This window comes from Blautia marasmi, assembly GCF_900258535.1.
GTDB lineage: Bacteria > Bacillota > Clostridia > Lachnospirales > Lachnospiraceae > Blautia > Blautia hominis.
Window position 1 is genome coordinate 5,626,402 of record NZ_OIWX01000001.1, and the last position, 13,709, is coordinate 5,640,110.

Annotated in this window: 11 protein-coding genes; all 11 read right to left on the minus strand. The window is 48.4% G+C overall.

Annotated elements, in window-relative coordinates:
• Positions 1-43 precede the first annotated feature (43 nt).
• Positions 44-1,360, minus strand: coding sequence for a hypothetical protein (locus tag C6P39_RS24845; RefSeq protein ID WP_104805538.1), 1,317 nt, complete (start codon positions 1,358-1,360; stop codon positions 44-46).
• Positions 1,361-1,680: 320 nt separating this feature from the next.
• On the minus strand, positions 1,681-2,907 hold the full coding sequence (tyrS, locus tag C6P39_RS24850) for a tyrosine--tRNA ligase (protein ID WP_104805539.1): 1,227 nt from the start codon (positions 2,905-2,907) through the stop codon (positions 1,681-1,683).
• Between the two features lie 471 nt (positions 2,908-3,378).
• Positions 3,379-4,617 carry an NAD(P)/FAD-dependent oxidoreductase gene (locus C6P39_RS24855; RefSeq protein WP_104805540.1) on the minus strand — a complete coding sequence of 413 codons (1,239 nt, stop codon included), beginning with the start codon at positions 4,615-4,617 and terminating at the stop codon, positions 3,379-3,381.
• 1 nt (position 4,618) lies between these two features.
• Complete coding sequence (locus tag C6P39_RS24860; RefSeq protein ID WP_095172832.1) at positions 4,619-5,065, minus strand: 4Fe-4S dicluster domain-containing protein; 447 nt, start codon at positions 5,063-5,065, stop codon at positions 4,619-4,621.
• A 17-nt stretch (positions 5,066-5,082) separates the two neighbouring features.
• Complete coding sequence (gene cooS, locus C6P39_RS24865) at positions 5,083-6,966, minus strand: anaerobic carbon-monoxide dehydrogenase catalytic subunit (RefSeq protein ID WP_104805541.1); 1,884 nt, start codon at positions 6,964-6,966, stop codon at positions 5,083-5,085.
• Positions 6,967-7,121: 155 nt separating this feature from the next.
• On the minus strand, positions 7,122-7,619 hold the full coding sequence (locus C6P39_RS24870) for a hypothetical protein (RefSeq protein WP_104805542.1): 498 nt from the start codon (positions 7,617-7,619) through the stop codon (positions 7,122-7,124).
• A 433-nt stretch (positions 7,620-8,052) separates the two neighbouring features.
• The gene (locus C6P39_RS24875) at positions 8,053-9,453 is read right to left on the minus strand and encodes an alanine/glycine:cation symporter family protein (protein ID WP_104805543.1); all 1,401 of its coding nucleotides are present in this window, start codon (positions 9,451-9,453) and stop codon (positions 8,053-8,055) included.
• Positions 9,454-9,649: 196 nt separating this feature from the next.
• Positions 9,650-11,203, minus strand: coding sequence for an ATP-binding protein (locus tag C6P39_RS24880; protein ID WP_104805544.1), 1,554 nt, complete (start codon positions 11,201-11,203; stop codon positions 9,650-9,652).
• Positions 11,204-11,205: 2 nt separating this feature from the next.
• A complete protein-coding gene (locus tag C6P39_RS24885; protein WP_104805545.1) occupies positions 11,206-12,489 on the minus strand; it encodes a vWA domain-containing protein in 1,284 nt (427 codons plus the stop codon).
• Positions 12,486-12,839, minus strand: coding sequence for a hypothetical protein (locus C6P39_RS24890; RefSeq protein WP_104805546.1), 354 nt, complete (start codon positions 12,837-12,839; stop codon positions 12,486-12,488). The genes C6P39_RS24885 and C6P39_RS24890 overlap by 4 nt, the downstream gene beginning before the upstream one ends.
• Positions 12,826-13,692, minus strand: a complete 867-nt coding sequence (locus C6P39_RS24895) for an NAD(P)-dependent oxidoreductase (protein ID WP_104805547.1) — start codon at positions 13,690-13,692, stop codon at positions 12,826-12,828. The genes C6P39_RS24890 and C6P39_RS24895 overlap by 14 nt, the downstream gene beginning before the upstream one ends.
• Positions 13,693-13,709: the final 17 nt, after the last annotated feature.

Below are 13,709 nucleotides of genomic sequence, written 5' to 3' on the forward strand. Positions count from 1 at the left end.
AATTTACAGTATTGCTTTTCAACGAATCATTTCGTAAAAGTCATTACCCGGCTTTTCCTGTGTTGTATTGACTTTCTCTGAGCTTTATCAATTCCTGTTTCTCGGACTGGTGCTGTTTTACTGTACGCAGTAACTGGTTCTCTTTACGCCGTACTGTTCGTTCTGCACATTCCAGTTTTTCTTCCAGCTCACTGGTTCTATGTTTTATAATACGGCAATGCTCATCCAGCTCTTTCAGCTGTTTTTCCATAGCCTCTTTTTCCTTTATCTGCTGGTCCATCCTCTGCTGCCATCTGGCCGGGTCCTCCTCCCGGATCTTATCCAGACATTTTTTTACATACCCGGACAGCAGAACAATATAGAGAGAGTAGACATACTTTTCTATACCGGAATTTTTCTCGAATTCCCCCAATTCCAGAAGAATCTGCCTTGACCTTTCATCCAAGATTTCCCCGCTGAGCACATTCCGGTCTATCCCGCCCAAATGAAAAAGATTTTGAAGATAGCAGTCAAATTCTTCATAACCTTCTACCTGAAAACCAAGTGCTGCCTGAAAAGGGTTCCGCACAGTCTCCGTCAGCATCCGGCAGAAACTGCTGTCTGCATATCCCGCACGCCCCCATACTTCGTATTCCAGAATCTCCTCTTTCTTACAATCCCAGATTGTATTTCTGTCAATCATGCATTCCAAGATCAGATAATAATTCACATTTTTCTTTATCTCCACACAGAATATCTCAGCCAGCAGATAAATAATGCATAACTGGCTCATTCCCATGGCCGGCTGTTCCGTATAGGGGCTGGCCCACTCCTGTATCCGCTCAAATTCCAGGGTTTCTTCCGTAAAGAGTTCGCGCCTGGCACTGCGCCAGCCTTTACGAATCAGCCCTATGAACTGCTGGTAGGCATTCTCCGGGTTATCACCGCATCCCTCCCGTATCTCCTCGAGCATACCAAAAAGCACCTGTGCAAAATAATGCGCCTCATAACCTAAACAGGACAAAAAATAATCACCGTGATAGCCATGGTCCAAAAATTTCTGCTGATAGCCCAGAATTTGGTCCGGTGCCAGCTTCTTGAGTTCCTCCTGGCAAACAGGATTTTGTGAAGCTGCAAAGACAAGAAAATAGGTCACATCCAGACAGATTTCTTCCCCATCCTCCTCCATAAGTTTTCCCAGAACACGCGACAGTTCCTTTTCACAACCAACTGTACTTTTGCCGGCAGGACCGGCTTCTCCTGCCTGGAGGTATCCGTTCTCCTCCCGGATACAATCCGCCAGACCATGCTCCTGATGCATTGCTTTTTTGATTTCATTGCGCACCTTCAGCCCTTCAAAAATCATTCCTTTTTTGTTCATATTTATAACCTCTCTGTTCCGGCAGGCGCTTCACAATCAGAAAAACAATAGGGAGATTCCTTTGATTCTAATTCATTGTAAATGGAAAAAATTTGGGAGTTCCATAGAATTTGGAAATGTTTCATTCAGTCTTATTTTAGAATTGTTTTCTGCGCGTTTTCGATTGTTCAGCGCTGACCTTTTAGTAAACTCAGATTAACACATCCCACGGCAAAATGCAATGGCATTAACAAAGAAAAACAATTTTGATGATTTTGCACAAAACGTAACGGATGCCGGGACTCTTAACAGAGTTTCCCGGCATCCAGAAAGATGAATTTTTATTGTTTTATTGTCACTTTCCGGAAATTTTTCTTGCCGCGTTTCAGGACGATCCCTTCACCGTCAAGCTTCTCTCCCGGAACCAGATATTTCACATCCGTGATCTTCTCACCGTCAATGGCAACACCGCCCTGTTCGATAGCTCTTCTTCCCTCGGAACGGCTTCCTGCCAGGCCGCTTTTATGCAGAAGGGTGATCAGATCGATATTCCCATCCTGCAGATCAGACTGCTCAATGACCGCTGAAGGCATATCTGCCGCATTTCCGCTGGTAAATAAAGCCCTTGCTGCCTCCTGTGATTTCCTGGCCTCTTCCTCTCCATGTACCAGGCTGGTCAATTCATAAGCTAAAATTTCTTTTGCTGTGTTGAGCTGGCTGCCTTCCCATTTGTCCATTTCGTCAATCTGCTCTAATGGCAGGAACGTAAGCATACGCAGGCATTTCAGCACATCCGCATCGCTGACATTTCTCCAATACTGGTAGAAATCAAAGGGGGATGTCTTGTTTGGATCCAGCCAGACAGCACCTGACTGGGTCTTGCCCATCTTCTTGCCTTCTGAGTTCAAAAGCAGGGTGATAGTCATGGCATAGGCATCCTCGCCGAGCTTGCGGCGGATCAGCTCTGTTCCGCCCAGCATGTTACTCCACTGGTCATCCCCGCCAAACTGCATGTTGCAGCCATAATTTTTGTACAGCATGTAAAAATCATAGCTCTGCATGATCATGTAGTTAAATTCAAAGAAACTCAGGCCCTTTTCCATACGCTGTTTGTAACACTCTGCACGCAGCATATTATTTACAGAGAAATGTGCTCCCACCTCTCTTAACATTTCCACATAGTTAAGATTTAAAAGCCAGTCCGCATTATTTACCATAAGGGCTTTTCCCTCTGAGAAATCAATAAAACGGCTCATCTGCTTTTTAAAACAATCGCAGTTATGCTGAATGGTATCTACTGTCATCATCTGGCGCATATCACTTCTCCCGGAAGGGTCGCCGATCATACCTGTACCGCCGCCCAGCAAGGCGATGGGCTTATTGCCAGCCATCTGGAGACGTTTCATCAGACACAGGGCCATAAAATGTCCCACATGCAGGCTGTCCGCTGTAGGGTCAAAACCAATGTAAAATGTAGCCTTTCCGTTGTTTACCAGCTCACGGATCTCTTCTTCATCCGTCACCTGCGCGATCAGGCCTCTGGCCGTCAGTTCTTCATAGATCTTCATACTGTTTTCTCCTTTACTTATCTGTAAATTTTAACCGGGCGAAAGCTAAACTTCCACGCCGAAGCGCGTCTGGCAGCGGTTATTTTCCGCTTGTACAGCACAAAAAAGCCCCCGCCCTCTTTGCAAAGGACGGGAGCTGTATCTGCTTCCGTGTTACCACCTTTTTTCACAGACGATTCACACCGTCTGCCTCAGTAAGTACGGCCTTTTATAAGGCGATACTCATCAGCACGATAACGTGCGCCACTCCGTCACAGCCTACTTAGCCTTCATGCCGCTGTCCGCCGCATATCCGCTGTTTGGTGTGATGCTCAGGGAGGTATTCATCGTCCGCTACTTTCTGCGCCTCTCATCAACCGGCAGCTTTCTGTAGAAGCCCGCGGGGATTACTTGTTCCCATCACAGCATTTCTGTATATGTCACCAAGTATACCCATAAGAACTTCTATTTGTCAAGCCCTTTTTATAAAAATCATCCGGCCTGGCCTGCAGTACGCCAGATATACTCTCCATTCTCCTTGATCCCGTAAAAATCTCCGAAATTCAAGTCAAAAATATCCTTTTCAATTCCCGAAATGGAAATTTCATTTTTTATGAGATACTGCCAGATACCTGCATGGGAAATGTCCCCCTGAAGAAGCACACCCACCACTTTTCCGCCGCGGATGATCACCCGTTTATAATTGGCGGCATCCTCCCTGGCGATCACCACGTCTGTTTCCTCCGGCACGATCACGCCTACGCAGAGTGATACCAGGCCAAAGAAATTTATGGTATTTTTTATTGCGTAACGGTCTGTATACTCCACTTCTCCGCCCATCATATTGAGAGCAGCCGTCTCCCCCTGCTTCTGGGCATTGGGCCATATACCGGAAAGTCCTGTCACATCCCCGGCTGCATACACATCTGCTGCGCCAGTCTGCAGGTGATCATTGACCTTCATTCCTCTGTCAACCACAATACCTTCACCTTCCAGACCTGCTGTGGCACTCCTCACACCTGCCGCTACGATCACCATCTGACAAGGCAGAGCTTCCCCATTATCAAGTATAACCTCTGTAATCCGGCCGGCCTCATTCATTTTTGTCTGCGCAGCCTTTCTTCCAAGATAGAAGGACGCTCCTGCTGCTTCAAAACGTTTCTGGTATTCCAAGGCTCCCGTTTTATCCAGCTGTATGGGCAGAATCTGCTCTGCCATCTCCACAATGGAAACCTTCTTTCCGGTCTCCATCAGGCCATAAGCCGCATCCAGCCCCACAAGGCCGGAACCGATGATGACAATCTGTTCTGCATTTTTCGCCATTTCATCAATGGCAACTGCATCCCGCAGATGACGCAGCCCGAATACATTGTCCGCTTCCCGCAGATTGCCTACAGGCGGAATAAAGCTTTCCGCCCCTGTGGCGATCAGCAGCTTTTCATAGGGAACTTCAGTACTGTCTTTCAGCTTGACCTTCTTCGCTGCAGTATCGAGACCCGTCACAGTTTTTCCTTTTATCCAGTCAATATGATTGTCCCTAAAAAATTCTTCCGGTACAAAACTAAGCTTTTCGGCTGTCCGCTCGTGGCTCAGATATTTGTGCAGCATACAGCGGGAATGTACCTGTTCATCTGTGGAAATCATGGTAATTTCCGTCTCTTTATCAGCTTTCCGGATGGTCTTGGCCGCTGTGATGCCGGCAGCACCCACACCTAAAATCACATATCCCATGCTACACCTCCTCTACCCAGATTGCCTCTTTTGGACAGGCTTTTACACAACTGGGTTCCTCGCCTTTGTCAATACAGAAATCACATTTAATAACCTTCAAATGAGTCTTATCATCCGGCTTTAAGACACCGTATGGACAGTTCATAACACACATAAAACAAGAACCGCATTTTTCCTCATTGTACAGCACATGGCCTGTCTTCTCATCCTTTGTGAGAGCCCCGCTCATGCAGGACATCACACATTCCGGCTGGTCGCAGTGACGGCAGAAAACAGGTGTATAGCCGCCCTGCGGATTTTTATAGATATAGTTTCTGGTTTCGTTGGAAATATCCGTCACGTCCAGGTCGTAAATTGTCCCCGGTGTTTCCCGGTGCGCCTGCATACAGGCCAGGGAGCAGCTTTTACAGCCATCACATTTGCTGGCATCCACCATAATTCTCTTCATAACCGCATCCCCCTGTATCAGATATTTAAGCCTGCACGTTTTTCCTCGATAATCTTATCCAGAATTTCAGCGCTCTCTTTTGCATCACCATTGATAATAACCTGTCCGCCGGTGAGGGATTTCATATCCTCCGTCAGAACTTTTGTCACCAGCTTACTTCCTGTCACAAACGGCGGAAGCCCCAGATGCAGAGGCAGTCCCAGAGCCAAACCGAAGCACCCGTCAGCTAAAGCCTGCTCCTCCAGCCATTGTGCCGCAGATAATACCAGCGGCAGCTGCGGTATATCCACACCGATTGTTTCCGCAAGCTCTGTCGCCACGATCTCCAGACGTCCGATCGCCAGACAGGGACCAAAATTCAGCACTGGCGGGATATTCAGTTTTTCACAGACAGCCCGCAGCTTGGGTCCTGCATATTTGGCAGCCTCCGGTGTCATCAGTCCGCAGTTCTCAATCCCTCCTGAAGAACATCCTGCGGTCAGCACCAGGATATCCTTGGCGATCAGTTCTTTTGTCATCTCCACCGTCAGCACATCATGTCCTCCTGCAGTCAGGTTAGAACATCCCACAACACCTGCAATACCTTTGATATCTCCTGATACGATCAGGTCCACAAGCGGCTGCCAGTTACCACCCAGAAATTCTTTTAAAGAATCTTCACTTACACCTGTAAGTGTATTATCATTACCATGTTCCGGCAGAAGGTTCATAGGTACATTTCCTCTTCTCTCCTTGTAAGCCGCAACAATTTCATCTATGATCTCTTCGCTCTGTTTTTCTCTGTCTTCAAATACATAGGGTTTCAGCTCTGCATTTGCCTTCTTTGCCACATCATCCAGACAAATCTGTTTAATCTTCAGTTCCTCGCAGATAGGCTCAATGCCGGGAAGCGTACAGTTAAACTCAGAAAGCACCGCATCAATACCACCGGTAGCCAGAACCGCCTCACTGCTGTAGTTGTTTCCCGCATGACCGTCAAACACTTCTGTATAATGTGCCCCGCGAAGCTGCAGATCCTGTCCCACACAGGTACATCCAACCAATTTAAATCCTTTTGCCCCTGCTGCTTTTGCTTTCTCCACAGCCTCCTTGGACGTGAGTCTTTCCTGCAGATCCACAAAAATGGTATGCTGATGTCCTGTGATCATAATATTTATGTAATCGGGATCGATAACCCTGAGTCCCACCGGCGCCAGACGAAGCTCAGGCTCACCCAGCAGCACATCATTCAGAAGGTTAGTCAGTGTCAGTCCGTAAATACCTGTGGAAATTCCCAGCTTCAAACAGTCCGTCAGCATATCCACCGGATCAGAATTCAGGTTTGTAGAACATTTCACAACACCATGGAAAACTTCACCCTTAGCACCGCCCGGCAAAATATCCAGCTCCTGCCACTTTTTAAACCTGGGAGCATAAGCCATCTTCTCAACCAGCTCCATCTTCTCATATTCCGGTTTATACAGATCATCCAGCACTTTCTGAGCAACCATCCGGGCAGTCTCCCATTTATCCTTCCCTTCCACACCGAAGATCTCAGCCAGTCTCTTCAGGGATTTCTCCCCTTTGATCTCACCTTTTGCCATAGCTGTCTTCTTCACATTCAGCGCCGTATTCTCCACAATATGAATATAACATCCGGAACCGCTGGCCACAGCCCTCAAGAAGTTACGAGCCACGATCACATCCGCCGTAGCCCCGCAAATCCCTCTGGGTGCCTTAGGTGTGATCCTACACGGCCCATTGGCACAAAGCCTGCAACAGACTCCCTGCAGTCCAAACCCACACTTTGTACTCTGCCCTTCCACCCTATGATGCGAAGTCTCCATCGGCAATTCCCGAATATACCCCTCCAGCTTCTTATCCGCACTCGCACATGTGTTACAACCAAAACACTGATTCATCTCAAACATCCTCCTAAAAATAAATTAATTTCCTAATCTTTTACCAAATTATTTCTTTGACTGTTAATATTATAACAATCTGGATTAAATTAGTCAAGTATAACATTAAAAAATTTTCCATTTTTTTCACCCCAATATCACACCCACAATCCCCCTCACCACATCATCACCATAATCCTTCCCAAATCTCTGCCTCCACTTATCCTTCCACCTTCACTTATCCTTCCGCCTTCACTTATCCTTCCGCCTTCACTTATCCTTCCGCCTTCACTCATCCTTCCGCCTTCACTTACCCTTCCGCCTTCACTTATCCTTCCGCCTTCACTCATCCTTCCGCCTTCACTTACCCTTCCGCCTTCACTTATCCTTCCGCCTTCACTTATCCTTCCGCCTTCACTTATCCTTCCGCCTTCACTTATCCTTCCGCCTTCACTCATCCTTCCGCCTTCACTTACCCTTCCGCCTTCACTTATCCTTCCGCCTTCACTCATCCTTCCGCCTTCACTTACCCTTCCGCCTTCACTTATCCTTCCGCCTTCACTTATCCTTCCGCCTTCACTTATCCTTCCGCCTTCACTTATCCTTCCGCCTTCACTCATCCTTCCGCCTTCACTTACCCTTCCGCCTTCACTTATCCTTCCGCCTTCACTCATCCTTCCGCCTTCACTTACCCTTCCGCCTTCACTTATCCTTCCGCCTCCACTTATCCTTCCGCCTCCACTTATCCTTCCGCCTCCACTTATCCTTCCGCCTCCACTTATCCTTCCGCCTCCACTTATCCTTCCGCCTCCACTGCCAGTTAAAACAGAACGGCGCCGGGCAGGGGCATCCCTCTGGAAATATATCCCGCAGGAGGCCTAGTCTTACTTAGTAAAAAACAGCGCCCCGGGCAAGGAGAAATTTCGGTTACCATCCGAAATTTCAGGGCAGTTGAGCTGTTCAGCCATAAAGGCTGGACAGCGGTTCTGCCCGGTGCCTTGTCCGGGGCGCTGTTTTTTACTTAGTAAGACTTGCCGACGAAGGTATATTTCCAGAGGGATGCCCCTGCCCGGCGCCGTTCTGTTTTAACGTCCGTGAGCCACCCCCTCACCAACACTCCGTATCCTCAATTCCCAATTCCTCAGCCCGAAACACCGGCTCCACCCCCCTCTTCTTCTGCTCCTCATAATCCCGAAGCACCTTAACCGCCGTCCCTCCAAGCACCAGGATCACAACAATATTAAGCACAGCCATCCCCCCCATAGTGATATCCGCCACATTCCAGATCACAGAGAAATCGGCCTGCGCCCCCAAGAACACTGCCAAGAGACAGCTCACCCGAAACACAAACAAAAGCCTCTTATCATCTTTAATAAACTTAATATTAGATTCCGCATAATAATAATTCCCCACCAGACTGGAAAACGCAAAAGTAAAAATAGAAAACGTGATAAAATGGATTCCCCAGGTGCCCACATTGGCAGAGATCGCCTGCTGCACATACGGAATCCCATCCAGAACCCCGGACTTTCCTTCCACACCGGAAAGCAGCAGCATCATGGCAGTCGCTGAACAGATCAGCAGCGTATCAATAAACACCGAGAGCACCTGCACCAGCCCCTGCTTTGCGGGATGGCTGACCGCCGCACTGGCAGAAGCATTGGGCGCGCTTCCCATACCGGCTTCATTGGAAAAAAGCCCCCTCTTTATCCCAATCACCACAGCACTCCCCGCAAATCCTCCGAAAATGGCCTGTCCGTCAAATGCCTCCCTAAAGATCAGGGCGAACACCTCCGGGATCCTGTTTGCGTTCATCACCATAGTGGCAAGCCCCATAAGCAGGTATCCCCCAGCCATCACCGGTACGATCACGGAGGTGATAAACCCAATCCTGTGTACCCCGCCGAAAATAACGAAAGCTGTGGCGATCGCAAGCACAGCGCCTATGACAGCAGGATAAATACTGTCCGCATACCCGGGAATATAATACTCCAGAGAGGATGACATATTAAATGACTGCAGTCCGTTAAACCCATAGGCAAAACAGACAATCAGCAGTACCGAAAAAATGATCCCCAGATATCTCTTCCCAAGGGCTTTCTCCATATAATAAGAAGGCCCGCCTCTGAAATCCTTCCCGTCTTTCACCTTATATACCTGCGCCAGAGTACTCTCAATAAAGGCGGATGCACTGCCAATCACGGCCATGACCCACATCCAGAACACAGCTCCGGGACCACCGGCAGCAATGGCAGTGGCAATTCCGGCAATATTACCGGTCCCCACTCTGGATGCTGTTGATATCATCAATGCCTGAAAAGAGGACACCTGCTTTTTACCGTCCTTCACCTCTGCCTTCTCAAGCAGCACGCGGAAAGCCTCCCCAAGCAGACGCCCCTGTACAAAGCGGGTTCTCACGGTAAAATATACGCCGGCCCCCACAAGCAGTATCAATAACGGGTAGGTGTACATAAAATCATTCACACTAGTCAAAATATTATTAAGCATATTGTTTCGTCCTTTCCAGTTCTTTGCCCGTCCGTCTTTACGGTTTCCTATCGTAACCTTTCAGAACCCTGAACTTTCACAAGCATCCGGTCAATAATCATCTCATTAAGATTGGCCGGATGCCTGTCATACAGCCAGTGCAGTGACTGCACAGACCTGTCTGAATTGTTACTTAGTATCTTCTTTTTTTGGTTATTTATGAAAATTTTTCTCCTGTCTGAAGGCAATCCGCCAACTGCCGGATCTCCTCCCTAAGCTCACGCTCCCTTTTTTCTGTCTGCAGGATCTCTCCTGCCTTTTGATATGCCCTGCAGCCGTTATCCATGATAAATTTCATCACGGTATCATCCCCGGAAATCTCCTCCGTAAATACAGCCATCTCCTGTCCGCCCGCAAACGCCTCCCCGGCAAATGCGAACGCCCGTTCCAGAAGGCGCTGCATATCCTCTCTGGACTTATCCAGATTTTCTTTTTCCCTTCCAAACGTTTCTTTCAGGAATGAGGATGCCGTACATTCCTCCCGGTTTTTCACCTTTTTCCACTCATAAAGGAATCTTCTCACCCAATCTGTCACATACCCTGCAAGAAAAGCTTCGTCCTCCCGATATAGTCCGGCCTCCTTTTTCACTTCCAAAGCATGCTGGCGTTTTTCAATTTCACGGCACAGCATTTCATCCGCTTCCTCCGGCCTCAAAATATCCAGACTGTTTTTCAGTCTGCGTACTTCCTCAAAAAGACTCCTTATCTCTCTTTCTTTAGCGGAATACTGTGCCAGCGCCGCATGTACAGCTCCCAGCAGAAGACTGACCACTGCAAGGCGCTCATCATAACCCGCTCTTTTCAGCCGTTCCTCTTTTGCTTTTACTGCCGCCTCCTCCATGGTTCCGTCCAGAAGCTCAAGAAATGCGTAATCTTCCTGATACTTTCTGCAGAGACTGTAAAATCCGGCAAAATCTTTTGCCACCTCCGGCTGCTGGATATACTGGAATACAAATTCGTCTGTGACAGAAAGTCCAAGCTCCTCATATACATACATCATCCGCGATAGATCCTCCCAGCCTCTGGCTGTGACAAAATAATGTCCCTCCGCATTGGCCTCCGTACGATAAAAATTCTCCCTCCGCACATCCAGATATGCAGGAATGGAAGGATGTATCTCGTGCTCCCTGGCATAGGATTTCCAAACAGCGTAATCCTCTGTCACTTCAATCCGCTTGATCCTGTCCAGGGTGACCATGTCAAATTCCCTCACGGATTTGTTATACTCCGGCGGATTTCCGGCAGCCACGATCACCCAGCCTTCCGGTATCTTATGACTTCCGAATGTCTTACACTGAAGGAACTGCAGCATGGTGGGCGCAAGCGTCTCTGAGACACAGTTGATCTCATCAATAAAAAGGATCCCCTCCCTGCACCCGGTTTGCTCCATGCACCGGTAAACCGATGCCACGATCTCACTCATGGTATATTCTGTCACAGTATATTCTTTTCCGTCAAACAGCCGCTTTTCAATGACCGGCAGTCCGATGGCGCTCTGCCTTGTATGGTGGGTAATAGTATAGGCCACAAGACCGATCTGCAGACTTCCTGCAATCTGTTCCATGATAGCCGTCTTACCGATTCCCGGCGGACCGATCAAAAGCACCGGTCTTTGATGGACCGCCGGTATGGCATAACTTCCGTCAGCCTTCTTTTTTGTGTATGCCCGCACTGTATTTTCAATTTCCTGTTTTGCCTGACCAATATTCATACTTATGACCCTGCCTTTCTCTCATCCAGATACAGCCGGATGGCCCACGAAGGAATTTTCACGTTTTCGGGAGGCTCCTTTATAAAGATAAATGCTGTCTCATAGTCCGGCTTCTTTGGGGGATAGATACCGTCCCCATCTGTAAAATACAGAAGCCCTTTTAAATTCCTGATTTTTTTCTTCTCGATCAGCCTGTCCACATAAGTAAAAACAGGACGGAAGTCCGTGCCGCCCCTTCCCTGGATACGGATCTGTTTCATGTATGCCCGCCAGTCTTCCTCACAGCTGAGGGTCACATCCTCCTGGATATAGCAGTCACACTGTATGATATGGACATTCATCTTTTTGAAAAAATTCTCCCTCTCACTTAACATGGAGTACGTTTCCTCCAAGAAACGCTGCACCGTCTGCCGGGAACAGGAGCTGGAGGTATCAATGGCTATGACGATCTCCTCCAGTTTGAACGCCTCCGTATACTCCAGAGGCTCCACCAGTGGCATGTTACCATACATGGACAGCCCAAGGCAATAGGAAATATAATCAAAACTTTCCATATCGAGCTGCACCTCTTCTCTCTGCACAGCAAAACGCCGCAGAAATTTCCGGTAATCATACCTTCTCTTTTGCTGCAGCTCATACCATTCCTGCATATTCCCTTTTTCACTTCCCGCTCTTTTGCCGGCACTGCCTGCATCCCGGCTTGTATAGGCTGCAGCCTTTTCCCATATTTCCCGTATGCCTGCAAGTTCCCCTCCGGAAATGTCTCTCCAGAGGCTGTGGCCATCCATAAAAAACAGACGGCTCCAGGCATCAGTACAGCCCTTCTCAAATTTTCCATCCAGCAGCATTCCATAAATCTCTGCTGCAGTCCTGGATTCTTTTTCATTCCAGAACATACGGTAAACCTCCTCTTTTTCCCTTCCCGGCTCTCCGAGAAGAAACGGAACACCAAGGCAGTCCACCGTATACTCTGCCACCATGTCACAGGCCAGATTCCACAATGTTTCCTCTCTCTTTTCCCGGTCAGCCGGGTGCAGATAGAGACAGTGGAACAGGCTGTGCAGATACATCCTGTTTATGTATTTCCTGCCCTTTTCCTGAAAATCAGACAGAACAGCCGCCGGGGAATAATGGATCACCCTGCCGTCTGTACAGGGACAGATGCATTTCTCATCCGCACCGGTTTTCAGATAACTGCTTGCCAACACAAAAAAAGGACAGGCGCAGGAAATTTCCTGAATGGCCAATGCCCAGATTTCCTGCGCAATTTCCTCTGCCTGTCTCATAATTCCATATCCTTTCCGCCAAATCCGAACTGATCCTCTTTCTTTGACAGAAGCCATAAAACACATTCCGTATTTCCATACTTCTGAGCCAATGCCAAAAGTTCATCCATCTGCACAGGCGTCACCTCCGCCAGGCCGAACAGAACCTTTACTTTCTCTGTTTCTCTGGTCAAGATCAGCTTTTCCATGGCAGGACGGAAGCGTTTTTTCAGATATTCCCTGTACCGGGCATATAAAACAGTGTCCTGGGGGCACAGTTCAAAAAAACGCTCCAGCGCAATCGCAAGGCGGATACTTTCCTGTCCGCTTGACAGAAATTTATCATCCGGCTCCCTGCTACTGTTCTTCATAATACTTTATCAGGGCCTGAGTACCCAGATCGCCCATTCCCTCTTCATCCAGTTTCTTATACATATCAAGCACTTCCATAAGGATGGGGAGTGTCAGCTTTCTGGCATCTGATTCCTCCAGCGCAATCTTCATATCTTTGATATAGTGTTTAATGAAAAATCCGGGGTCGTAATCCCCTTTTAACATGCGGGGCGCCATGTTATCCATCTGCCAGCTTCCCGCTGCACCCTGGCTGATGCTGTCCAGCATGGTCTGCACGTCAAGACCTGCCGCGCGGGCATAGGTGATGGCCTCGCACACGCCGGCGATCACTCCGCCCAGCGCGATCTGGTTGGCTGCCTTTGTATGCTGTCCGTTGCCGGCTTTTCCCTCGTAGATGATGGTCTTGCCCATGGATTTAAACAGCTCCAGACAGGCTTCAAAAGCCTCCTCATCGCCGCCGGCCATAATGGACAATGTACCGTGTCTTGCGCCCACATCTCCGCCGGATACCGGGGCATCCACTGCGTATATTCCGGCTTCCCTGGCTCTCTCGTAGATCTCCACAGAAAGCTTTGGACTGGTGGTGGTCATGTCAATGACATAGGTACCCGGCCTGGCATTTGCTATGATCCCGGCCCCGCCAAAATAGACCTCCCACACATCTTCAGGATAACCCACCATGGTGATGACAGCTTCCCTGTCTTTGACACAGTCTGCAATGGTGTCACACCATAAAGCACCCTCCTCAATAATATCCGCCACCTTCTCTTTTGTTCTGGTATAGACAGACAGTTCATACCCTGCTTTCATCAGATTGCGGACCATGGACTTTCCCATAACTCCCACACCGATAAAACCTATTTTTTTCATTTCTTTACACCTCTTCT

What these genes read in the sequence shown, in the direction of transcription:
- C6P39_RS24880 (WP_104805544.1), bottom strand. Translation starts at nt 11,203, where the DNA reads ATGAATATTGGTCAGGCAAAACAGGAAATTGAAAATACAGTGCGGGCA.
- C6P39_RS24870 (WP_104805542.1), bottom strand. Translation starts at nt 7,619, where the DNA reads ATGAGTGAAGGCGGAAGGATAAGTGAAGGCGGAAGGGTAAGTGAAGGC.
- C6P39_RS24885 (WP_104805545.1), bottom strand. Translation starts at nt 12,489, where the DNA reads ATGAGACAGGCAGAGGAAATTGCGCAGGAAATCTGGGCATTGGCCATT.
- cooS (WP_104805541.1), bottom strand. Translation starts at nt 6,966, where the DNA reads ATGAATCAGTGTTTTGGTTGTAACACATGTGCGAGTGCGGATAAGAAG.
- C6P39_RS24845 (WP_104805538.1), bottom strand. Translation starts at nt 1,360, where the DNA reads ATGAACAAAAAAGGAATGATTTTTGAAGGGCTGAAGGTGCGCAATGAA.
- C6P39_RS24875 (WP_104805543.1), bottom strand. Translation starts at nt 9,453, where the DNA reads ATGCTTAATAATATTTTGACTAGTGTGAATGATTTTATGTACACCTAC.
- C6P39_RS24895 (WP_104805547.1), bottom strand. Translation starts at nt 13,692, where the DNA reads ATGAAAAAAATAGGTTTTATCGGTGTGGGAGTTATGGGAAAGTCCATG.
- C6P39_RS24890 (WP_104805546.1), bottom strand. Translation starts at nt 12,839, where the DNA reads ATGAAGAACAGTAGCAGGGAGCCGGATGATAAATTTCTGTCAAGCGGA.
- tyrS (WP_104805539.1), bottom strand. Translation starts at nt 2,907, where the DNA reads ATGAAGATCTATGAAGAACTGACGGCCAGAGGCCTGATCGCGCAGGTG.
- C6P39_RS24860 (WP_095172832.1), bottom strand. Translation starts at nt 5,065, where the DNA reads ATGAAGAGAATTATGGTGGATGCCAGCAAATGTGATGGCTGTAAAAGC.
- C6P39_RS24855 (WP_104805540.1), bottom strand. Translation starts at nt 4,617, where the DNA reads ATGGGATATGTGATTTTAGGTGTGGGTGCTGCCGGCATCACAGCGGCC.